Source organism: Acidobacteriota bacterium, from assembly GCA_040752675.1.
In the GTDB taxonomy this organism is placed as follows: Bacteria; Acidobacteriota; Polarisedimenticolia; order JBFMGF01; family JBFMGF01; genus JBFMGF01.
Genome location: JBFMGF010000029.1, coordinates 36,136 through 58,277, shown reverse-complemented (window position 1 = coordinate 58,277; position 22,142 = coordinate 36,136). Strand labels below are relative to the sequence as shown.

The window sequence follows — 22,142 nt, the reverse complement described above, 5'->3', positions numbered from 1 at the left end:
AACGGCATTTGGGTCCGAATGATAAAGTGCTGATCGAACGGTGCCACACTGGAGATCCACAGGCATGGGAAGCGCTTGTCGAGAAATACAGCAAGAGGATATTCAACCTAGTCTTTCAATTCACATCCAACATAGAAGATTCGGAAGACCTCACACAGGAGATATTCTTGAAGGTGTTCAACGGCCTCAGAAGGTTTAATATCGATACCCCGTTCCTTCCATGGCTTATTCGGGTGGCAAAAAATTTCTGCATCGATAATTACAGGGAAAGGAGCCGTAACAAGATGATCAAGGACGATGGAAGCATCATCGACCGGCAAAGGGACTATACCTATCATCCCTTCAACTCCCTCCTGGAAAAGGAACGGGCGGGAATCATCATGAAGGGTATTCAGTCCCTCTCCGAGGAGATGAGGACTGTCATCATACTTCGAGACATCCAGGGTTTCAATTATGCGGAGATCGCGGCATCGCTTCAAGTCCCGGAAGGGACCGTGAAATCGAGGATCAACAGGGGGCGCATCGAGCTCGCCGGCATCCTTAAGAAAACGAAAAAGCTTAAAGGGATTCTGTAAGGGGTTTTGGCCATGACCTGTCAGGATATCGAAAATATCTTAAGCGATTACCTGGAAGACAATCTTTCCCAAGGCGAGAGGGAGGGCGTTAGGGTGCATTTGGCTTCATGCCATCCCTGCAGGAAGATGGTGGAGGAAGTCTCATGGCTCGTTGAGAGCTGCGGGCAGTTTCCCGTGATAGAGCCTCCGGAACTTCTAAAAGGGAAGATTCTTGAGAGGACCAGCCGTGCTCGATCGGGCTGGAATTTCCTGCAGACTTTCTTCCCTGCACGTGAACTTCAGCGCCTATCTCCCGTCTACTTTTTCGCAACAGCCATCATGATCTTCCTCATCGTCGGTGTTATTCTCAACGCCTACGGTATTGTCAAGAGGATCAACCGGTACACGCATCAGGCGTACAGCACCGGGGTCCGGATATACTATCATGCGGAGGAGTTGAAGGAAGATATCTCCAATCTCAAGGAAGATTTTCCGAACAGTATCGATAAGGGATTTGTCATGGGAGTCGATTGGATAAAGGATAAGATGGATACAGAGGAAAAAGAAGAAAAAAAGGGGAAAAAAGGAAAAGGCTGAGATCGATCGAAACGAGCCGCTGCACAATGTGTGAGAGAAGGCTCATCCATAGGAGGTTTTTTCATGAAATGTTTTTACCATTATGATAAGGATTCCACGGCAACATGCTACATCTGTTCGCATCCGCTCTGCGAAGCCTGTCTCATCGAATTCGACGAACGTTCCTACTGCAAGGAGTGCGTCAGGAAGACAATCGATCAGTTCCTGCAGAAAGGAGCAGGAGAACGGCAGCCAACCACAAAACCTCAGCAACCGGGAAAATCTCCTGCCATCGCGACTCTGCTCTCTCTGATTCCCGGACTTGGATTTATCTATCTGGGTCTTTACATGAAGGGGATGGCCATCTTCGCCGCATGGGTGGGGTTCCTCGTGCTCTTCGAAAACGGCAACGATATTGGACCGCTGATCGGAATAGCTTTCTGGGCTTTCCAGCTCGTCTATACGAATCAGGAAGCGAAGAGGCTCAACAGATCAATGATGGGCGAGCAGGGAAAAAGGGCGGAGAAAGAAGAGATCCAGGGATCTCTCGCGTGGGGAATAATCATCGTGATCATCGGCTTCCTGTTTCTGATCCACAACTTCGGATTCAACCTCTCATGGCTGGTTAAATTCTGGCCTTTGCTCGTCATAGGGATTGGTATCCAGATGATCTGGAGTTTTGTCAGCGTGGGGAGGCAAGGATGAACCTGATCTGCTTGAATTTTTCTTCGCCCAAAGCCTCATTCAACCTGGATGTGAGCTCCTTCTCCATCCCTTTGAGAGCCTTCCTCCACCTCTCATCCTCTACCTTGATGACAAGGAGATCCTTTTCAATGCTCCAGATGGATGTCCTGGAATAGATGATGGCGCCACATGAATTCCTCCATGCCTTTGACAGGAGGAGATTCTCTGCTGCAGATCGATCGTGAATGAGCTTCTCGATCGATCGCGAGATTTCTGACATCTTTTTGAAGTCCCTATCTTCCATGGCCACATTTTAAGAAGCAGCTTGATTCAGGTCAAGAATAAAAAAATGCCGGCTTGTTGATTATTTTGATAGTGGCAAGGGCAAGGAAGGGAGGGTTTTTAAGGGAGGAATTTTGGGGAGCCGGCAATTATCTTCATAATCAAAAGCCTGGGGAAGCTTTCCGCCTATGCGATATTGCCAGAAACATGCCACAGATTCTCTGCCGGCCAATAAGTCTATCTCCTTGAAAATCAATCAGAAAGAAAACCTGATCGCATCTATCTTTTCAAAGATATTTCCATCCTGTAATGAGATAACCATTTCTGTAATTATCCATTTGAATAGCATGGAGCTTGTACGATAATTATAAAAATAACTGACATTCGCTTACGAGGTGAAGGATGGCGAAATGCAAATTCAGGAGCAGCTACGGCGGCAGCGAAAGATGCTGGTTTGAAGAGTACCTGAACGGCTTCTGCGAATTTCACAACAGGTGCTTCATGAATGAAGAGATAGATGAGAACGGAGTCATTAAGGATCGGGTCACAGACCAGAATCGGCGCAGAGAGATCAATTTCCATGGAGCCGAGATCCCCAACAGGATCTACTTGAGTGACTGATTCTTCAGACTGTCCAGATAGTTCTGAAGGATGATAACGGAAGCCACTTTATCGACGATCATCTTCCTCTTCTTCCTCCCGAGGTCGGCCTGCAGGAGAACTCTTTCCGCCTGAACGGTCGATAAACGCTCATCCCAGAGAACGACCTCCATCCCGGTTTCTTCGCTAATCTGCGCTCCAATTATCTCAACTTCCTTTGCGCTCTTACCGACACCCCCGTTCAGATCCACCGGATAGCCAAGCAGGATCTTCTCAACAGAGTTCTCCTTGCTGATTGTCTTGATCTTCTCAAGCCATTGAAGGTTTCTATCTCTCCTTACTGTAGGAAGTCCCTGAGCAATGGACTTCATCTCATCGCTGATCGCCATTCCGATATTTTTACTGCCCATGTCCAGGCACAGGATCCTGCTCATTCAAAAACCTTTCAATCGTGATGGTCAAGACATTTATGAGAGGATTGCTCCAGGGGATCTTCCCGCGCATTGGCCGAGAAAATGCCGGTGCGGATCAATGCTTTATTCTGGGCATATATTCGTAATAATTAAAGTTAGGGCTCCACTCTTTGCTATGACATGAAACACATGTCGAGATGACCACTCTTCCATATCCGGTCCTTACCTGCTCGGGATGAAGAGATCCCGCCCCATGGCATGCCTCGCACTGCACGTTAAGGAGCTTAGCGCTTTCTGTTTCATTCTTGAAGCCGTTGATCCTGGCAAAGCCTGTCACGTGACAGCGCTGGCACTCCTGATCCGTTCCCTTCCCTTTCTCCGCGATATCCACAAATGCTCTGGCGTGCTTTGAATTTTCCCAGACTTCGAATTGCGGGCCATGGCATGGCTTGCATCCTTCCGACGTGACAAAATTTGGAACGGGTGCCTGGGTCGATGTCTGATCGGCTTTTGGCCTTTGCTGCTTGTTGATCTCAGCAACCTTCTTCAGGGCTTCATTGACAATCTCGAGGAGTTTGGGATCATCCGGATACTTTTTGTTGAGATAATGTATATGCTTCATGACTTCGGCGATTTTCTCATCTCCGTTCATGTACAACCTTAGCTCGGCCATTCTCTTCCCCTGGTTCCCCGCGTAAATGATCTCTGTCGTCCCTTCAGTCTCCTTTCCCGTTGTGAGGATTCCCCCGTAGCCGGCAAGGATCAGGTTGATCCCTGGTACCTCTCTCGCCAGAAGATGCGCCTCGTCTTTGCTCATTGCAGCCAGTACGATCGTGATATCCGCTTTTCTCACCATCTCAGGGATATACTTTTTCGCGGCATCGATGGGACTGATGGTCGAGATGTTCTTCCCTTCCGGGCCGGACTTCTGGAATGTCGGATTGAATTTTGTTAGCCCGATAATTCCGATCTTATACGATTTTCCCGAAGGAGATTTGACGGACTTGATGACGTAAGGAATGGTGATGGATCTTTCCGTTCCCTGGATAACCATATTTGCCGTGACCAGAGGAAATTTAATCTTCTCCATCCTCTTCTTGAACTCATCGTATCCAAGAAAGAGTTCCCTCTCCCCCACATTCACGGCGGAATATTCAAGAATATTCATTCCATTTAGCAGAGCTTCTGTCTTCACGTCTCCTGCAGGAGTAGGATTATCGGAATAATTTCCTGTATCGAGCCAGAGTATCGGCGTCTTCGGGTATAACTTCCTGTACTCTGTAACGTATCCAGCCCTCCGGGCCAGACCCCCAGCGGGATTGCTGTGTCAACCACACTCTTCAATGTATCCAATCGCCTCACCGGTGAAAAAGATAGTGATGTCCGCCTCCCTGCCGGCTGGCACCAGTGGCTCTTCCCCCGCTGGCTTTGCTACTTCATCTTTCGTCTGAATATGGATTGCCTTCCCCTCGCGCAGAGGATTCCTCGGAGGCGGTATCTCCTGTGCATTGCTCAGAATGAAAGATGAAAGAAAGAAAGAAGCAGCGATGACCAGTGATAATATCAGGCCACAATATATAAAAGCTTTGTTTCTCATCTTTTCTACCATCTAACAAAACCCTTAATTTTTATAAATTATACTTTGATCATCGAATGCACGCAACATCAAGAACCCCTTTTAAAAATGGAGAAATAATTGTATCCTTCTCACGATGATGCAGGGAAAGAAGAGGAACGCTGCACGCCGGATTATCCTGGCGTCTTCGTCACGGAGAAGATCGAAGATTCTCAAAGAACTGGGCATCCGCTTCTCGATCAGGAAGAGCCGCATATGTGAGATCCCAAGGAGGGGGGAGACAGCCGCTTCTTTTGTTATACGGGCAGCCAGAGAGAAGGCGCTGAAGGTGGGCTTACTTGAGCCTCTTGCAGATACGATCATCGTCGGATGCGATACCGTGATTTTACTCGACAGGCGGATCCTCGGGAAGCCAGCAGACAGTGAGGACGCAGCAAGAATGCTGGCCATGCTTAGCGGGAAATGGCATCAAGTCCTCTCCGGCCTCTGCCTCTACGATACGGAGACGCAACGGATCATCACCGGTATGAGCCGGTCAAAGGTCAAATTTAAAGAGATGAGTGATGAAGATATCTCGTGGTACGTAGCGACAGGGGAACCGATGGACAAAGCAGGCAGTTACGGCATCCAGGAGCTCGGGATGCTCTTCATCGAAAAAGTGAGTGGAAGCTATACGAACATCGTTGGCCTTCCGGTCGAGCTCCTCATGGAGCTATTGAAAAAGATGGGAATCAACCCTTTATCACTCGTCATGTGAGTCTTTCGCGAAAGTTCAGGTTGCTTTTTTCCGAAAATGCTGGTCACTTCTCAGTTGTCCATCTGAGTCTTGGATTCCTGGCGGCGCGGACCTCGTCAAGCCGTCTGACGGGAGTTGAGTATGGCGCGTTCTTCAGAAGCTCCGGATCCCTTTGAGCCTCCTCCGAGATGGACCTCATCGCATTGATGAAGCCATCCAGCTCTTCTTTACTCTCGCTTTCGGTTGGTTCGATCATAATGGCGCCCTTCACGATGAGGGGGAAGTAGATTGTGGGCGGATGAAATCCATAATCGAGAAGCCTCTTGGCTATGTCTAGAGTTCTGACTCCGCTTCCCTCGAGATGCTTATCGGAGAAGATGATCTCGTGGAGGGTTGGTGTCTTATACGGAAGATGATATAGATCCTCAAGCCCCTTCCTGACATAGTTGGCGTTCAGCACTGCTGCACGAGCGATCTCCTTCAGCCCTTCCGCTCCGAGCGACAGAATATAGCTGTAAGCCCTTATGAGGATTGAGAAATTGCCATAAAAGGTGTGTACCTTTCCGATCGAATCCGACCTGTCGCAGTCAAACGAATACTTGCCTGCTTTGAAATTCACAACAGGGATTGGCAGCATCGGCTCGAGTTCCTCCTTCACTCCAACGGGTCCCGATCCTGGTCCGCCTCCTCCGTGGGGAGTTGAGAATGTCTTATGAAGGTTGAGATGCAGGACATCTACACCCGAGTCGCCGGGCCTGCTCAACCCTACGAGTGCATTCAGGTTTGCACCATCGCAGTAGAGCAAAGCTCCTTCCTTATGGAGGATCTCAGCCACTTTCTCGATGTTCCTTTCAAAGATTCCAAGAGTGTTGGGATTCGTCAGCATTAGAGCGGCGACATCCTTGCTGACCTTCTGCTCCAGAGACTTGAGATCGATGCATCCATCATCATTCGATTTAACCTCCTCGACTCTGTATCCGCAGATGTGAGCGCTGGATGGATTTGTCCCGTGAGCCGAATCCGGGATGAGGACCACCTTTCTCGGATCCTTCCTCTTCGTCAGATAGGCCCGTATCATCATCATCCCCGTAAGCTCCCCATGTGCCCCCGCAGCTGGTTGAAGAGTGAATCTATACATTCCCGTTATTTCGGAGAGTAACCTCTCGAGCTCATAGATTACCTTCAGGCATCCCTGAACGGTTTTTTCTGGCTGATAAGGATGGACTGTGACGAATCCATCCAGTCTTGCCAGCTTTTCGTTAACCTTAGGATTGTACTTCATCGTGCAGGAACCGAGAGGGTAGAACCCGGTGTCCACACCATAGTTCCACTGCGAAAGCCTTGTATAATGCCTTACGATCTCCGCTTCGCTAAGTTCGGGAAAATCCTTGATATCTTCCCTCAGATATTCCTTTTCGACGTCGGGTTCGATCCACTTCACGTCTACCTTGAGCGGAGAATAGCCGATCTTCCCCTCCCTGCTGATCTCGAATAACAGCTTCTCTCTTTCCCTTAGTTTTTTGCTCCTGTCTTCCATCCAATATGATCCTATCATCGCGCATTATTCGCTGAACTTTTACGCGACTTTCACATTATCAGTCCTTTCCTCATAGACCATTATTGTTTTATATGATCCTCTCGAGGATTTCTCTAAAGCGCTCGATCTCAATCTTCGAATTCATCTCCGTGAAACATAATAGAAGGCAGTTCTCCATTTCAGGGAAGAAAGGCTTCATAGGAAGTCCGGCTATGAATCCATGTTCCAGCATCCGATCGGAGATCACACCCGCTTCGACAGGAAGTTCAAGAACGAATTCGTTAAAAACCGGCGCGGAAAACGGGATATAGCAGCCCGGCACTTCAGAGAGCATCTGCTTCGCCAAAGCTGTCTTGAGCATGTTGAGACGCGCGATCTCCATGAGCCCCTTCCTGCCAAGGAGGGCCATATGGATGGCTGCAGATAGGGCGCATAACCCTTCGTTCGTGCAGATGTTCGAAGTAGCCTTTTCCCGTCTGATGTGCTGTTCCCTCGTCGACAGGGTGAGGACGAAGCCTCTCTTTCCATCGGCATCCACCGTTTCTCCGACCAGTCTCCCCGGCATCTGCCTCACGAATTTCTCTTTAGCCGCCATGAAACCAAGGTAGGGACCCCCGAACGACATTGGGTTGCCGAACGACTGAGCTTCTCCTACGGCTATATCGGCACCAAGCTCACCCGGGCTCCTCAGAATCCCAAAGGAAAAAGCTTCCGGCGTTGAAACTATAAGGAGGATCTCCTTGTCGGACGCTATCTTCGCAACCCTGTCGATCTTCTCTATGCATCCAAAGAAGTTGGGATTCTGTATGGCAATGGCAAAGGTTTCTCTGTCAATATTCTTTTCCAGCTCGTCCAAGTCTATCCTTCCATCCATGCCGTGTGATACGGTCTGGAGATCCAGATCGAGATTATTGATGTACGTCCTCACGACACGAAGATATTCCGGATGGATGAGACTAGACACGAGGATCTTCTTTCGGTTAGCGACCCTCGAAGCCATCAGTATCCCCTCGGCAAGGGCCGTCCCTCCATCATAGAGTGAGGCGTTGGCGACATCCATGCCGGTCAGCATGCAGGCCATCGTCTGGTACTCGAAGATGGCCTGGAGAGTTCCCTGGCTCACCTCGGGCTGATAGGGCGTGTAGGAGGTATAGAATTCAGATCGGGAGATCAGGTGATCAACGGCGGCGGGAATGTAATGATTGTAGGAACCGGCGCCAAGAAACGATACAAGCTGCTTGACCGTCTTATTTTCAGAGGCAAGAAACTCCATGTATTGCACAAGCTCCAGCTCGGAAAGCGGCTCTGGAAGCTGCAGCTTCCCCTTGACCAGTAGTCTCTCCGGAATGGACTTAAAGAGATCATCAATGGAGCCGGTGCCGATCCTCCTGAGCATCTCACCACGATCCTGCTCATTGCACGGAAGGTATCTCATTTCTTCGCTTCCTCTTCAACAAACTTCTCATAGCTTGTAAGATCCATGAGAGATGAAATCTCACCGGGATCAGCGAGACTGATCTTTGCGATCCAACCTTCACCGTAAGGGTCCCTATTCAGAAGATCAGGCGCGCTCTGAAGTGCTTCGTTCACCAATAGAACCTCACCTGTGACAGGAGAATAAATATCGGCTACAGCCTTAACCGATTCGATGGAGCCTATCTCTTTTCCCTTCTCGACCATCCTTCCGACTTCGGGGAGTTCTACATATACTATATCCCCGAGCTGTTTCTGGGCATAATCGGTGATCCCCACGATCCCCATTCCACCCTTCACAGATACCCACTCATGCTCTTCTGTAAACCTATAACTCTCATGCTTCATCGCCATTTCCCCTTTTAATGTCTTCCCTTTCCCTTCTTCATGATCTTTTTCGCTCTTCTTTCTTATGACTCTTTACTTTTTCTTATTTTCTTGCTTTCTCTTGCTCCTTATTCTCTCATCTTTATTTCTTCCGCTTGTAGAAAGGGGTCGGGACGACTATGGCTTTCGTTCGTTTCCCTCTGATGTCGATCTCAAACTCCATTCCCACAGCAGTCATCTCCAGGGGAAGATATATGAGGCCAATGCTTTTCTGCAGATAAGGGGCGAATGTCCCACTCGTAACCATTCCGACTTTCCTATCGCCGGCATATGCTTGGTAGCCATGCCTCGCAATTCCCTTTCCAGTAACCTCAAAACCAACAAGCTTCCTCTTGATCCCCTCGTTCATCTGCTTTTGAAGAGCCTCACGACCGATGAAATTCCCCTTCTCCATCTTCAGAATAAACATGAGGTCTGCTTCCAGGACCGTAGTAGTGTCATCGATGTCGTTCCCGTAAAGGGCCATCTTCGCCTCGAGCCTGAGCGTATCACGCGCTGCAAGTCCTGCCGCCTTCAGCCCTTTCGGTGTTCCCGCCTCATAGAGCATATTCCAGATGTCAGGAGCCGATTCCGGTGAGGAGTATATCTCAAAGCCGTCTTCTCCGGTGTACCCTGTCCTAGAGATGATGGCATCCCACTTTCCAACCTTCCCCATCGCAAACCTATAATAGCCGATGCTGGTGAGGTCTGCGTTTACAAAGGAAGAAAGGATCTCCTGTGCGAGAGGACCCTGAATGGCGATTTGCGAGTATTCAGTGCTCCGGTTTACGGCTTCGACGCTACCGTTTAGATGATTCCTGATCCACTCGTAGTCCTTGTTAGTGTTGGCGGCGTTCACGCAGAGCATAAATTCATCATCGGAGATCCTGTAAACAAGGATGTCGTCGACGAATGTCCCCTGAGGATAGACTAAGGCCGAGTATTGAACCTTCCCGACCGTGAGCTTGGAAGCATCGTTGCAGGTGATCTTCTGAACGAAGGCGAGGGCATCTCTTCCCCTGATCTGAATCTCCCCCATGTGGCTCACGTCGAAGAGCCCTGCTTTTCCCCGCACGGCGTTGTGCTCTTCGATGACACCGGAATACTGCACAGGCATTTCCCATCCCACGAACTCGATCATCCTCGCGCCAAGCTTTTTGTGGATCTCGTTTAAGGGGGTCTTCCTGATCATGGTCTCAAAAAGAATAAAAGTTGAGTGAAGCTATTATTGATTTAATGAATGCATAAACTAACACAGGGATTTAAGACATGTCAAGATTTTGCAGGATAGGAAGAAAGCTATTAGAGGCCGAGGATGTCGGAGATTCCGCGCATTGCGTCGACGCTGAGCTCGATGAAACGCTCCAGCGGTTGACCGATCCGTTCGCACTCCAGGATCGATTCGCGGCTGACATTCTTGGCGAAGGCTTTTTCCTTCATTCTCTTCCGGACGGAGTTAGGATTGAGGCTGCCAAGCCTCCTATCTGGGAGAACTAGCGTTGTTGCCACGATGAGGCCCGTAATTGACTCGGAGGCCGTCAACGCGATCCCCATCTTTGTTTCTCTCGTCCTCCCGATCGCTTCTGCGTTGTGCTCCTGGATGGCAACGATTATATCTTCAGGAATTTCCTTTTTGAGAAGGATCTCCGATGTGACCAGCGTGTGGTTGGGCGCATTATCCTTGGTTTCCTCAAAATCAAGGTCATGAAGCAGACCGCAGAGTCCCCATTTTTCCTTGTCCTCTCCGAGGACTTCGGCAAGTTTGACCATGATGGCCTCTGTTGCCAGGCTGTGCTTGATGAGAACGTCGCTCCTGATCTTCTCTTTCAGCAGACTCAACGCTTCCTCTCTAATCATTGCAATCCCTCCTTCATTACCCTCTTCTTCTGTAAGTCGCTTAAACTCATCTTCCCTTCTCCCTGGGTTGTTTCTGGAAGTATCTTACAATAGAATCTGTCAGGGATGGGATCGTGTATTTTTTCGCCATCGTGTCGATCTTCATCCCAAGCGAGCGGATCGTCTCCGAAGTTATTGGCCCTATGGAGGCAATGCTGACATGCTTCATATGTTTTTTGATGAAATCTTTGCCGACAATGCGCGTGAAGTTGGACACGGTCGATGAACTCGTAAATGTGACCATGTCAATCTCATTCTTCTCAAACTTTCTCTTCAAACAGTCAAATCCCTCCTGCGGGACGACATTCTTGTAAACGACCACGATATCAACTCTTGCGCCGCACTCTTCGAGCTTTTCTTTTAGAAGCCCTCTGGCGACCTCGGCTCTCGGGATGAGGATTTTCTTCCCTTGCGGGCTGAACCTCCCGATGCTCTCGAGGATTCCCTCGGCTCTGTACTCCGAAGGAACGGCATCAGCCATGATGCCTCTCCCGCGGAGCGCTTCCGCGGTTGCAGGTCCAATGGCAATAACCTTCGCATTCCCCAGAAACCTCGAATCCTTCCCCTTCTCCTGCATCCTGTTGAAGAAGAACTCCACTCCATTGATGCTTGTGAAGATGATGATATCGTAGGATAGGAGATCATCGATTGCTCTATCGACTTCCATCCATGAAGAGGGAGGCACGATATCAATGGTCGGAAATTCGATTACATTGGCTCCCATCTTCCTCAGGTACTTCGAGAACTCGCTTGCCTGCATTCCCGATCTAGTCACTACGATTGTCTTTCCGAATAGAGGTTTATTCTCGAACCATTTCAGTCGGTTTCTCAGTTTTACAACGCTACCTACGACGAGAATGACGGGTGCCTTCAACCCTTTTCTCCTTGCCTCTGCAGCGATTCTGGCAAGCGTCGAAACGGCTGTCTTCTGGAAAGGCTTAGTCCCCCACATGATCATGGCGGCAGGTGTCCTCGGGCTTCTTCCAGCATTTATCATCTGCTTTATATTCTCTTCAAGCTTCTTGAACCCCATGAAGATGACAAGCGTATCCGCTCCCATCGCCAACTTGTCCCAGTCCATTGTGCTCTCTGCTTTCTCCTCATCCTCATGCCCCGTGATGAAGGAAACCGACGAAGCGTACTGCCGATGGGTAAGGGGTATTCCCGCATAGGTTGCGGCAGCAATCCCGGATGTCACGCCTGGTATCACTTCAAAATCTACCCGGTCCCTTTTCAACTCCTCTGCTTCCTCTCCTCCCCTGCCGAAGATGAAGGGGTCACCTCCTTTCAGCCTAACTACGACCTTCCCCTCTTTGGCCTTTCCGACAATCAGCTTGCCGATCTCTTTCTGAGGAAGCGTGTGGCTGCCACCCTTTTTCCCAACATAGAGCAGCTCGGCATCTGGCTTTGCGTGTTTCAGAAGCTCCGCCGGTGCAAGAAAATCATATATGATGCAATCGGCGGTGGATATCTCCTCCATTGCTTTCACCGTGATAAGATCAGGGTCTCCCGGCCCCGCTCCTGCCAGAAAAACCTTTCCTTTCTTTCTACTCATTCTAAAACCTTCCAACCAATTTCAGATTCTTTTCCCGAGTATCTCCTCTGCGCCCCTCGCGATGAGTAATTCTGCAAGCTTCTTCCCAAGATTTGCAGCATCTGCTTCCTCTTCGACTTCTCCTTCGATATGATCTTTCAACATCCTGGACCCGTCAGGCGATGTGATCACACTTTTGAGAGTCATTCTTCCGGAATGGACCTTTGCAAAGGCAGCGATGGGGGCAATGCATCCGCCTCCAAGCCTCTTCAAGAAGTTTCTCTCCGCAATGACGGAGAGGAACGTCTCGTGATGATTAATGGCAGAAACGACGTCGACTGACTCGCTGTCATTATCCCTGACCTCAACGCCTATGGCTCCCTGACCCACTGCCGGCAGGAAACCGTTATCCAGGAGGAGCGAGTACCTTACATCTTTAATTTTGAGCCTCTCCATGCCTGCATAGCTGAGAATGATGGCATCATAGTCGCCGCTTTTCAATTTCCTGAGCCTCGTGTCCACATTTCCGCGCAGCAACCTGCACTCTATGTCCGGTCGCCTCGCCATTATCTGAGCTTTCCTTCTCACGCTCCCCGTCCCTATCACGGAACCCGCGGGGAGATCATCCAGATTTGATCCATTCCTCGTAATGAGAGCGTCGGACACGCTTCCCCGTTCAAGAACTGCAGCCAGTCTCAACCCGTCGATCTCTTCGGTGGGCAGATCTTTCATGCTGTGAACTGCAAGATCCACCTCTTCTGATAAGAGGGCTTCCTGTATCTCCTTGACAAAGGCACCTGTGCTTCCTATCCGATCAAGCGGTGCTTCGCGATAGACATCTCCTCTTGTTTTGATGACCTTCACCTCCATCTTGATCTCTTTAAACTTCTCTGCGAGCCTTTCCATGACAAGATTAGCCTGATAGAGAGCCAGGGGGCTTCCGCGTGTACCTATCCTGTAAGTTCTCTCCCTCATAATAGTAAAAAGTTATTTTCCATGTCGTGCTTCACCGTTCTGCCTGCTCTTATCGCCTTCCTCATTAGCAAGTCCGAAGATCTTCTCGTACCGATCGATCAGGTCCACGGCATTCTCGCTATTCGCTGATATCTTGAGATTGCTGAGCGGCGCATGCAGGATCTTATTGATGATGGAGAAGACAAGATGCTCTAGCCTTTGTATCTGCTCCGGCGATGATGCTCCGAGCTTCCCTGAGAACCTCTCAAGTTCTTCCCTCCCTATCTTGTATAATTTGTTCTTGAGCTGAGCAATGGTCGGCGTAACAGCAAGGACGGAAAGCCATTTCTCAAAGGCCTTCGTTTCCTCGGCAAGGATCTTCTCCGCGATTTCAGCTTGGTTTTTCCTCTCCTCGATGTTCCCATTGACGACCTCTTGAAGGTTGTCGATGTCGTATAGGTAGATGTTGTCGACCTCGTTCACCCCGGGGTCAACGTCTCGCGGAACGGCGATGTCGATGATAAAGAGCGGCCTTCCCCTCCGAAGTTTAATGATCCTGTAAGCGTCTTCTTTCTTGATGATGTAATGTGGTGCCGCCGTGGAGCTGATCACGATATCTACTTTCTCCATGTATGTTAGGAATTCATCATAGTTGATGGCGATTCCATTGAACATCTCTGCTAGCTCCACCGCTCTCTGGAATGTTCTGTTTGAGACAAAGACCGCTGTGATGCCGTTTCTTACCAGATGCGTTGCCGCAAGCTCGCTCATCTCGCCGGCGCCGAGGATCATAATGGACTTCCCTGTGAGATCGCCAAAGATCTTCTTTGCAAGCTCGACGGCCGCGTAACCGACCGAGACGGCACTTTTTGCTATCCCCGTCTCGCTCCTCACTCTCTTTGCTATGGAGAAAGCTTTCTGAAACAACTTGTCCAGGATGATCCCGGTAGCGTTCAATTCCTTTGCCAGGCTGTAAGCTGATTTTACCTGCCCAAGGATCTGCGGTTCTCCAACGATCATGGAATCAAGGCTCGAGGTGACCTTAAAGATGTGGTTGATCGCCTCTTTTCCAACGTAACGGTAGCTGTACTTCTTGAAATCCTCCGGGGAGAGGCCATGATAGTCGCAGAGGAATTTCTGGATGGAGTAGATTCCCCGATCATGGTCAGAGTTCGCGATGACCTCAACCCTGTTGCAGGTGGACAGGATGATGCACTCCTCCACCCCATCCATTGCCTTTAGGGCTGTTATGGATTCTCTAATCTGACTTTCGGTGAAGGCCAGCCTTTCTCTTACAGCAAGCGGGGCGCTCTTATGATTTTCGCCAACTACGACAATCGCCATTCTTATGGATTGACTCCAAACATGATGATAAGGCCTGCCATGAAACCAAGGATGGTGAGATAAGCCGATCTCTTTCCTCTCCATCCTTTCACCAATCTGGCGTAAAGCGCAACGGCCACGATGATCCAGGCCACGAGCGAGAAAGTTTCCTTGGTCTGCCAGACCCAGAAGGCGTTCCTTACATTAGCGCTCCACACAGCTCCTGAAATGATCGCCAAAGTCAAAAGCGCGAATCCCCAGAGAAGCGATTGAAAGCCGATTCTGTCGCAGGACTCGATCGAAGGCATGAATTTAAAAAGATGGCTCCGTTTCCTCTTCTTGAGGATATGATCCTGAAGGAGGTAGAAGAGGCTTCCCGCAAATGCGAGGAACAGTGCCGCCACTCCCAGAGTCGCAACGGTCACATGGAAAAGGAACCAGATAGGTTGCTGGGCGGAAGGGATAGGGATGACATCCTTCACCAGCATGTTGCATGTGAAGAGGAGAACCAGGCTCATGGGGATAAGAACGGTACCAAGGACATCGATCTTATATCGGATGTAACTGATCAGATAAACTAAGATGATAGCCCATGAGAGGAAACAGAGAAATTCATGCAAGTTGGAAAGCGGGAATCTCCCCATGGAAACACCTCTCTGATGGATGGCGGCAAAATGGAAGGCAAAGCCAAATGCTGCTAAGATGGGTGTCAGTATTTTCAGCCATTTTTTGGTTGAGAAAGCACCTGTGAAGGATGTCACAGCCGCCAGAAAATAGAATCCGATATAAAATCTCAGGAAAATAATATCCAAATCTATTCCTTTTAAAGAATCTGAATTATAGCATTGCAGTCCCAAAAATCACATAAACCATGCCCTGCTGAGAAGATGATCGTTGCTTGCAGGAGAAGGGGAGGCGGGTTTTATAAGATAGGGTTTGAGAAGAGATTGATGGTAGGCTTGAAAAGAAGGTTGATTGGTAGAGGCCTTTAGCGATGGTTATGAAAGAATTGCCCCATCCTCCCCTTTTTTTATTATTTTATCCTCCGATCTTTCCATGATCCCTTCGATTATGTTCGAAGCCGCCTCATGCTTCTGGATGAGACTGCTGTACTGTTTCTGCTCGATGAGATTGAGCCGTCTCGCGAGATAGATGTAATAGCGGAGGTATATCATCAGGGTATGCAAACGCTTCAATGTGAGAAAATCATCACAATCCTTTTTCCTTCCGGCCCATTCAGATGCCGAAGCTCCACAGAGGACAGCAGTCTCTCTGAGCTGCCTGGAGAGGCAGTCCCTCTCCTCATGCGGGAGAGACTTCGCTGCTTCGAAAACTTTCAAAGTTAATTCATCGACGAGCTTCCAGGTCTTGATCCTGCTAGTATTGCCATCACCCCTTTTCAGGTTGCAATCACATTCGCCACCTATTCTCTTCGTAAACATATTCCCATACCCTTATCCTGACCGTGGGGCCGAATAGAACGACAGCCATCATCCTATCCTTCTCATCGCTGATATAGACTGTTCCACTGCTGGAGTCGCCCGTCGGCGAAAAAGAAGCGATGTCAGACTTCCCCAGCTTGATCGGATCGTCCGGATTCTCGATGAAACCGGTTTCGGGAGGTATCTTTCTGATAGGCTTCCCCTTCAGGATGCTGAAATCGACATTCCCATATCTGCTCTTGATCTGATAGGGGCCATTGATAAGAATATCTTTGCCGGAGTTGATATCGGCCGTCCGTATACCATTGTTGTTCCCATCCTCATAAATTCTATAGAGGTATAGATCCTGTTCCTTCTTGAATTGAACGCCAATGCTTTTCCCTTTCGAGACTGCATGCCACCGGGCTTCCCGGAATACGGCAGCGATTTCCCTAATTGCCCCTCTCACCTTCGCTTTGCCGACCATGCCAGCAACGTGCGGAACGGATACTGATGCGATCATCCCACCGATCGCCAGCACACAGACGATCTCTGTCAGGCTGTTTCCGTTCTCCCTTTTCATATTCTCCTCAAGGAAAGCCACGATGAGGGGGCAGTATAGCCCCCCTCTCTCACTGAGTTTGTGCCTGGATTTATTCCTTTGATTCTTTTCCGACAGTTATGAGGTCCTTCAGCTTCTGAAAGTTCTTTTCCCCGATCCCCTTGACTTTCATGAGATCCTCGACGCGCTTGAATGGCCCGTTCTCAGAGCGGAAATCTACGATTCGTTTAGCAAGGGCCTGACCGATTCCGGGAAGCTTGATGAGCTCTTCGACCGATGCGGTATTTATGTTGATGAGATCTTTCCCTTTCTTCTCGGGAGTGTCAGCCGCCAGTAGAAAAGACGAAACGATCATGACGACCGATATTAGATAGATCGCTCTTCTTAATAAGATGTTCTTCATTCTAATCCTCCATCGTATTCTGCCTTTCAGAATTTTGGGCGGCTCACGCCGCCCTTGCTCTTAAATTAAAGGAAGCCGGAAATTTAAAAACTCCTTCATCGCTGCTCATTCTTAGAATCTATCAGATGGGCTTCACCTCCTTTCCTCATTCAGGAAGAGGGCGGGGGGTAAAATACCCTCTTCCCCGATTGTCAGGAAGGTTTGACTGCTGGCATTCCATCACGCTTCCTGCAATCCGTCGATGAAGCCAACCTTTGCTGCAACTTCGATACCACAGGCTGGAATTATGAATGGATGTTTTTCAAGCTTGCGCGAAACGGGGAATTTCAGAGGAAATTATGAGAAATTTCTTTTCAAGCACTATCCAAAAAGCATGTAGACAAAAGAAGGACGCGGATGTTTGTCGCATTAGGCTTCAGATGGGATTAGAGGATGTATTAATATGTATCAGATCTCGGCAATCCGATGATAGACAGTAAGGCTTCGAGGACGCCACCACCGATGCTTCTCGCCTTGTCGGAGATGGTGAAGCAGTAATCATAGACCCCTCGCGGATCGACGTCTCCTATCTTCATCCCAGCTTTCACTACAATTCCATTCCGGAGCAATCCCCTGATGATCCCGGAAGCCTTTGCCACAAGGGGAGTTCCAGAACATCTTCCGACCTCGTCTCCTTCCACGACATAATCTCCAATGCTGAAGGTTGATTCAAAGGGACCGTCGGCCGATGCTCTCAGGACCCTCTGATGGGTCATCCCTTCAACGACTGCTGGCGTTTTATCATCCGGAAGAGCAGAACCCTTATAGTAGACTTTTCCGAGATAGTGTCCGCGTTTCGTCTCGACGACAGCGTGACAATCAACTCCGGCCGTGAATCCTGGCCCCAGAGCGATGACAACAGAAGCATCACTTATGGACGTTCCGGTATTCATCTTCGCCATGATTGCATCCACCAGGGCGACAGGGCAAAATTCTTTTGTAATCCTGGCTTCTGGATCGACGATCACGGCAATCTTTCCATCTTTAATCACGTTGTATGCTTCTTGTGCGCTGGAGATCCTTATGGCCTTGGCTCCTTCCACAGTTGCCTTCCCATCGTAGATAGCTTCGGAAAAAGAGACCTTCCTTCTTATTGCGAGAGGATGTTCTATCTCTGTCATGATTATACCAAAACCTGCCAGGAAGAGCCGGTGCGCCACGCCAGAAGCAAGATCCCCGGCTCCGCGGATGACCACGATCTTTTTATTGCGCATATTTTCAGTCTTTCAATCTCTTTGCTGCTTTCCTTTTGACGCTGATGATCTCGGCCAGAATGCTGACAGCGATCTCCTCTGGAGTCTCGGAACCGATATCGAGCCCCACCGGACATCTGACTCTCTTCAGGAGTTTTGCATCGATCCCATCTTCCGCTGCGGCCTTTTTAAAGAGCTCCTCTCTCTTCCTCTGCGATCCTATCATCCCGATATAGGCAGGATCTTTCCGGATTGCCGTCAGGAGTGCCCTTCTATCCGACTCATGGGACATGGTCGCTATGACAACATACGAGCTGCCGTCGATCTCCGGCAAGCCAGTCGAGAAGGAGCCGTCCGTGAGAACAAAATGGATGGCGGATGATCGATAATCAGGCTGCAGCGCCCCCATCAAAGATGATCTCTTCACGAAGCGCGATTTCTCAAAGGATTCTTTTACCTCTTTCCTGTGATCCACCACGAAGATCTCAAAGCCCATATTCTGCGCCGCCTGTACCAGGGATGACCCGACGTGTCCTGCACCGAAGATGATCAGCTTATCCGGCGGATTCAAAGCTTCGATGAGAACTTCTGCTTCACCGCCACAGGTCATGCCGAGGCCCCCCTCTCCTTCGCGGAAGCTATATCTCTTCACGATTGCGTTCCCTTCCCTCATGAGCTGCTGCGCATCTCTTACGACGACCGCTTCGAAAGAACCTCCTCCGATGCTGAAGAAGGACTCTCCCTCCATCGTGATGATCATCTTCGCTCCTGTCTTTCGAGGCGTGGATCCTCTCGATGAAATTATGCTTGCGATGGCGATCCTTCTTCCAGATTTCAACAGCTCAGCGACCTTCGAATAGAACTCAATCATCTTCGTTATGCCCCCTGTTCTTTATTTCCCCTGATTGCACCCTCACTTTCTCTGAATTTCCCGCACTTTGATCTCCTCGATAAACTTCAGATAGGAGGTCATCGTGCCGATGATGAACCCCTCCAATCCATCGAGAAAACCAAGCTTCAGGATGTAGCTCTTTATGAAACGACCTGGAGCGCAGAACAAAAGGTTCAGAAAAGAAAACCCCTTGCCGGAATCGACCCTTTCCCTTGCCAACCAGGTTGAGTAGCTTTCAATCCTTTTCAGGTAGTCGCCGATATTCCTGTAAGTGAAGTGGATTAGACCGCCCTGCAGATACCCCACTTTACCATCAACGACAACTTTTTCATGGATGTTCTTCCCGTCCCATCTCCCTCGTGATTTCCTCCAGACCCTGATCTTGTAATCGGGATACCATCCTGAGTGTATGATTAGCTTCTTACCATAATAGTTCATCCTCGGGACATAGTACCCATCGCATCCCTCCTTCGAACCGCTCTCAGCCAGGATCCGAATTATCTCTTCTCTAAGTTCTACAGTAACTCTTTCGTCTGCATCGAGCGAGATGATCCAATCATTTTGCGCCTTTTCCACGGCGATGTTCTTCTGGTCGCGGAAGCCCGCAAATGGATGGACGAAGAATCTTGCTCCCGCCTGATTGCATATCTCCTCGGTCCTGTCAGTCGATCCGGAATCGACGACGATGATCTCATCTGCCCACTTCAGCGATTCCAGGCACTCGCCGATGTTCTCCTCTTCGTTAAAAGTGATTATACAAGCAGAGATTTTTTCTTTCGTCGAGGCAGAGAATTTAACCATTATTTTCTCCCTGGCTCATCATCGCGATTTCTTCATAATATATCTTCTCATAGGCATCAACCATTTTCCTGTAAGAGAAATCCCTGTTTGCTTTTTTCTTTGCTTCCTCTCCCATCGAGGTTCTCAGCTTCTCATCCCCTGCCAGTTGCATCAACCTTTCCGCGAGCGCAAGAACATTTCCGCCAGGGGTGAGAAACCCCGTGACTCCATCTTCCACAACTTCTGCAAGGCCCCCAGTTTTGAAAGCTACAACTGGGATTCCTGCAGCCATGGCCTCAATTGCAGCAATTCCCAGGCCTTCAACAAGGGAAGGGACTGCCATGATATCGACGGAAGCCAGAAAATCCTTGATGTTCTTCTGCTCTCCGAGGAAGAAGACCTTCTGCTTGAGACCTCTCATCTCTGCCCGCTTCTTCAATGCAGGAAGCTCATTCCCCTCACCAACAAATGCAGCCTTCACTCGGACATCTCTTTCGGAGAGCACAGATATCGCATCCATGAGATATTCCTGTCCTTTGATCCCGTTGAAGGCGCCGACGTGTCCTATCAGAATGTCCTCTTCTCTCAGACCGAGCATCTCCCTGAAGAGCCAACCTGAGCCTGTAGAAAAATTCTCAGTGATGATGCCGCTATGGACCACGGATATCTTTTTCTGGAAACCAGATTCCTGGAGCGATTTCTTCACGCTTTCCGAAATGCTGACCATTCTGAAACGAAACCGGTTCAGGAGGAGCGTCGAGAAGGATCCGAGCCGACGATTGATCCTTCGCGTTACGACAAGCGGATAGCCTGAATATTTTGAGAGAAGAAGGGCAAAAAGGATCCCGCGCCAGGAATGAAGGTGGATGATTACATCTCTTCCTCTTGAAGTTTTGCTCCCCTTTGAGAGCTCACCCCTGCTTAAGTCCATTATTTCTTTCAGAACTTTTAGCGCGCATGGGAAGTCCCTGATGTCTGCCTGATTGGCCTGAGTCACTGACTCGATCCTGAAGAGCGCAGGGTGGATCTTCGAAAGCGGGAATGACCTAACCCATAGTTCCCCATTCTCCGATGTCAGCAAAATGTTCCTGCGCCCTCTAGATAATAGCTCCTGCATAAGAAGAAGAACCTGGTTCTGCCCTCCTCCCCACCCTTTCTCGGTATCGACGTGAACTACGGTGATTTCGCGATCAGGCATCTTTAACGATCTTTCAGAAAGTCTTCGACCTCTCTGAGAAACTCTTCGACGATGTCGCGCTCTTTGACCTTTCTTATGATGGTTCCCTTCCTGAATATAAGAGCCTCTTCTTTGCCACCCGCGATTCCCAGATCGGCTTCCATGGCTTCGCCAGGACCATTGACGGCACATCCCATTATCGCTATTCTGACCGGTTTTCTGATCCGGCTCAGGCTCTTCTCGATCTCCGCCGCTACGCCGGTCATATCAATTTCGCACCGTCCACAGACAGGACAGGAGACGATAAAAGCACCATCCTGCCTGATCCCCATTGAGCGGAGGATTTCCAGGCCGATCTCCACTTCTTTCTCTGGATTCCCGGTGATGGAAACCCGAAGCGTATCGCCGATCCCTTCAGAAAGGAGAATCCCGAGTCCTATGGATGACTTTATCGCCCCTCTGAAAGAGGATCCAGATTCGGTGATTCCAATGTGAAGAGGATATTCGACTTTTTCGGAAAGGAGACGATATGAAGCTACGGTTCGCTGGATGTCCGAAGCCTTAAGGGATATGACTATCGATCCGAAATCGAGTGACTCCAGGATCGCGATGTGCCTCATGGCAGATTCGACCATCGCCTCTGCATTCACCTCACCATACTTCTTCAGGATATCTTTCTCGAGAGACCCAGAGTTGACCCCTATTCTTATCGGGATATCCCTCTCCTTTGCCATCCGGACGACTTTTTCAACCCTTCCTCGCTCGCCGATATTTCCAGGATTGATCCTGAGCTTATCGACTCCTCCTTCCATGGCGATAAGGGCAAGACGATAATCGAAATGAATGTCTGCAACAAGCGGGATGGAAATCTTCTTCTTGATTTCACGCAGGGCTTCTGCCGCCTCTCCGTCAGGTACGGCGCACCGGATGATCTCGCATCCTGCATCCTCGAGTCTCCTGATCTGCTTGATAGTCGCGGGGATGTTTCTGGTGTCCGTCTTGGTCATCGACTGAACCGTGATGGGAGCGCAGCCCCCGATAAAAAGATTTCCCACCATTACCTTCTTCGTCTTTTTTCTCACAGGATTCATTTCCCGCTCCCGCGATTCCTCCAGAACTTTCTAACTCACTCTACCGTTCTTCGAAGCTTTCTTTTATGAAATTACATTCG

Annotated in this window: 26 protein-coding genes; 5 read left to right on the top strand and 21 right to left on the bottom strand. The window is 49.4% G+C overall.

The features are described from left to right. The first annotated feature begins 8 nt into the window (after window positions 1-8). From AB1756_03225 to AB1756_03215, 3 genes are all read left to right on the top strand, one after another. Window positions 9-575 carry an RNA polymerase sigma factor gene (locus AB1756_03225; GenBank protein ID MEW5806347.1) on the top strand — a complete coding sequence of 189 codons (567 nt, stop codon included), beginning with the start codon at window positions 9-11 and terminating at the stop codon, window positions 573-575. A gap of 12 nt (window positions 576-587) precedes the next feature. Continuing rightward, a complete protein-coding gene (locus AB1756_03220) occupies window positions 588-1,151 on the top strand; it encodes a zf-HC2 domain-containing protein (GenBank protein ID MEW5806346.1) in 564 nt (187 codons plus the stop codon). Window positions 1,152-1,214: 63 nt separating this feature from the next. After that, the gene (locus tag AB1756_03215; GenBank protein ID MEW5806345.1) at window positions 1,215-1,835 is read left to right on the top strand and encodes a DUF5668 domain-containing protein; all 621 of its coding nucleotides are present in this window, start codon (window positions 1,215-1,217) and stop codon (window positions 1,833-1,835) included. On the opposite strand, the gene AB1756_03210 is transcribed toward AB1756_03215, so the two are convergent. Further along, window positions 1,813-2,118 carry a DciA family protein gene (locus AB1756_03210; protein ID MEW5806344.1) on the bottom strand — a complete coding sequence of 102 codons (306 nt, stop codon included), beginning with the start codon at window positions 2,116-2,118 and terminating at the stop codon, window positions 1,813-1,815. The genes AB1756_03215 and AB1756_03210 overlap by 23 nt on opposite strands. Before the next feature lie 380 nt (window positions 2,119-2,498). Between AB1756_03210 and AB1756_03205 the strand changes: the two genes are divergently transcribed. Then, window positions 2,499-2,717 carry a hypothetical protein gene (locus tag AB1756_03205; protein MEW5806343.1) on the top strand — a complete coding sequence of 73 codons (219 nt, stop codon included), beginning with the start codon at window positions 2,499-2,501 and terminating at the stop codon, window positions 2,715-2,717. Here the strand turns inward: AB1756_03205 and ruvX are convergent. The 3 genes from ruvX to AB1756_03190 form a co-directional block, all read right to left on the bottom strand. Then, window positions 2,702-3,130 (bottom strand): Holliday junction resolvase RuvX, encoded by a 429-nt coding sequence (ruvX, locus tag AB1756_03200; GenBank protein MEW5806342.1) that lies wholly within the window; start codon window positions 3,128-3,130, stop codon window positions 2,702-2,704. The genes AB1756_03205 and ruvX overlap by 16 nt on opposite strands. A gap of 94 nt (window positions 3,131-3,224) precedes the next feature. After that, window positions 3,225-4,277 (bottom strand): multiheme c-type cytochrome, encoded by a 1,053-nt coding sequence (locus AB1756_03195; protein MEW5806341.1) that lies wholly within the window; start codon window positions 4,275-4,277, stop codon window positions 3,225-3,227. Between the two features lie 159 nt (window positions 4,278-4,436). Continuing rightward, complete coding sequence (locus AB1756_03190; protein ID MEW5806340.1) at window positions 4,437-4,718, bottom strand: hypothetical protein; 282 nt, start codon at window positions 4,716-4,718, stop codon at window positions 4,437-4,439. A 103-nt stretch (window positions 4,719-4,821) separates the two neighbouring features. Between AB1756_03190 and AB1756_03185 the strand changes: the two genes are divergently transcribed. Then, window positions 4,822-5,442: a Maf family protein gene (locus tag AB1756_03185; protein ID MEW5806339.1), complete on the top strand. Its 621-nt coding sequence runs from the start codon at window positions 4,822-4,824 to the stop codon at window positions 5,440-5,442. 43 nt (window positions 5,443-5,485) lie between these two features. Here AB1756_03185 and gcvPB read toward each other — a convergent pair whose 3' ends face one another. From gcvPB to ispG, 17 genes are all read right to left on the bottom strand, one after another. Further along, window positions 5,486-6,958: an aminomethyl-transferring glycine dehydrogenase subunit GcvPB gene (gcvPB, locus tag AB1756_03180; protein ID MEW5806338.1), complete on the bottom strand. Its 1,473-nt coding sequence runs from the start codon at window positions 6,956-6,958 to the stop codon at window positions 5,486-5,488. Window positions 6,959-7,046: 88 nt separating this feature from the next. Continuing rightward, a complete protein-coding gene (gcvPA, locus tag AB1756_03175) occupies window positions 7,047-8,393 on the bottom strand; it encodes an aminomethyl-transferring glycine dehydrogenase subunit GcvPA (protein ID MEW5806337.1) in 1,347 nt (448 codons plus the stop codon). Next, window positions 8,390-8,785, bottom strand: coding sequence for a glycine cleavage system protein GcvH (gene gcvH, locus AB1756_03170; protein ID MEW5806336.1), 396 nt, complete (start codon window positions 8,783-8,785; stop codon window positions 8,390-8,392). Before gcvH ends, gcvPA begins: the two co-directional genes overlap by 4 nt. A 115-nt stretch (window positions 8,786-8,900) precedes the next feature. Further along, window positions 8,901-9,989 carry a glycine cleavage system aminomethyltransferase GcvT gene (gene gcvT, locus AB1756_03165; GenBank protein MEW5806335.1) on the bottom strand — a complete coding sequence of 363 codons (1,089 nt, stop codon included), beginning with the start codon at window positions 9,987-9,989 and terminating at the stop codon, window positions 8,901-8,903. Between the two features lie 110 nt (window positions 9,990-10,099). Beyond that, on the bottom strand, window positions 10,100-10,654 hold the full coding sequence (locus AB1756_03160; protein ID MEW5806334.1) for an HDIG domain-containing metalloprotein: 555 nt from the start codon (window positions 10,652-10,654) through the stop codon (window positions 10,100-10,102). A gap of 46 nt (window positions 10,655-10,700) precedes the next feature. Next, window positions 10,701-12,248 carry a uroporphyrinogen-III C-methyltransferase gene (cobA, locus tag AB1756_03155; protein ID MEW5806333.1) on the bottom strand — a complete coding sequence of 516 codons (1,548 nt, stop codon included), beginning with the start codon at window positions 12,246-12,248 and terminating at the stop codon, window positions 10,701-10,703. Window positions 12,249-12,269: 21 nt separating this feature from the next. Next, entirely contained in the window at window positions 12,270-13,202 is a 933-nt protein-coding gene (gene hemC, locus AB1756_03150) for a hydroxymethylbilane synthase (GenBank protein ID MEW5806332.1), read from the bottom strand. A gap of 12 nt (window positions 13,203-13,214) precedes the next feature. Then, entirely contained in the window at window positions 13,215-14,525 is a 1,311-nt protein-coding gene (hemA, locus tag AB1756_03145; protein MEW5806331.1) for a glutamyl-tRNA reductase, read from the bottom strand. Between the two features lie 2 nt (window positions 14,526-14,527). Further along, the gene (gene ccsA, locus AB1756_03140) at window positions 14,528-15,316 is read right to left on the bottom strand and encodes a cytochrome c biogenesis protein CcsA (GenBank protein ID MEW5806330.1); all 789 of its coding nucleotides are present in this window, start codon (window positions 15,314-15,316) and stop codon (window positions 14,528-14,530) included. Between the two features lie 186 nt (window positions 15,317-15,502). Further along, window positions 15,503-15,946, bottom strand: coding sequence for a four helix bundle protein (locus AB1756_03135; GenBank protein ID MEW5806329.1), 444 nt, complete (start codon window positions 15,944-15,946; stop codon window positions 15,503-15,505). Beyond that, a complete protein-coding gene (locus tag AB1756_03130; protein MEW5806328.1) occupies window positions 15,915-16,508 on the bottom strand; it encodes a hypothetical protein in 594 nt (197 codons plus the stop codon). The genes AB1756_03135 and AB1756_03130 overlap by 32 nt, the downstream gene beginning before the upstream one ends. 70 nt (window positions 16,509-16,578) lie before the next feature. Continuing rightward, a complete protein-coding gene (locus AB1756_03125) occupies window positions 16,579-16,890 on the bottom strand; it encodes a helix-hairpin-helix domain-containing protein (protein ID MEW5806327.1) in 312 nt (103 codons plus the stop codon). A gap of 437 nt (window positions 16,891-17,327) precedes the next feature. Further along, entirely contained in the window at window positions 17,328-18,143 is an 816-nt protein-coding gene (gene yqeB / locus AB1756_03120; GenBank protein MEW5806326.1) for a selenium-dependent molybdenum cofactor biosynthesis protein YqeB, read from the bottom strand. A 4-nt stretch (window positions 18,144-18,147) separates the two neighbouring features. Next, window positions 18,148-18,993 carry an XdhC family protein gene (locus AB1756_03115; protein MEW5806325.1) on the bottom strand — a complete coding sequence of 282 codons (846 nt, stop codon included), beginning with the start codon at window positions 18,991-18,993 and terminating at the stop codon, window positions 18,148-18,150. Between the two features lie 42 nt (window positions 18,994-19,035). Next, complete coding sequence (locus tag AB1756_03110; protein ID MEW5806324.1) at window positions 19,036-19,815, bottom strand: glycosyltransferase family 2 protein; 780 nt, start codon at window positions 19,813-19,815, stop codon at window positions 19,036-19,038. Then, complete coding sequence (locus AB1756_03105; GenBank protein MEW5806323.1) at window positions 19,808-20,992, bottom strand: glycosyltransferase family 4 protein; 1,185 nt, start codon at window positions 20,990-20,992, stop codon at window positions 19,808-19,810. The genes AB1756_03110 and AB1756_03105 overlap by 8 nt, the downstream gene beginning before the upstream one ends. Before the next feature lie 2 nt (window positions 20,993-20,994). Then, a complete protein-coding gene (ispG, locus tag AB1756_03100; protein ID MEW5806322.1) occupies window positions 20,995-22,062 on the bottom strand; it encodes a flavodoxin-dependent (E)-4-hydroxy-3-methylbut-2-enyl-diphosphate synthase in 1,068 nt (355 codons plus the stop codon). Between the last annotated feature and the right edge of the window lie 80 nt (window positions 22,063-22,142).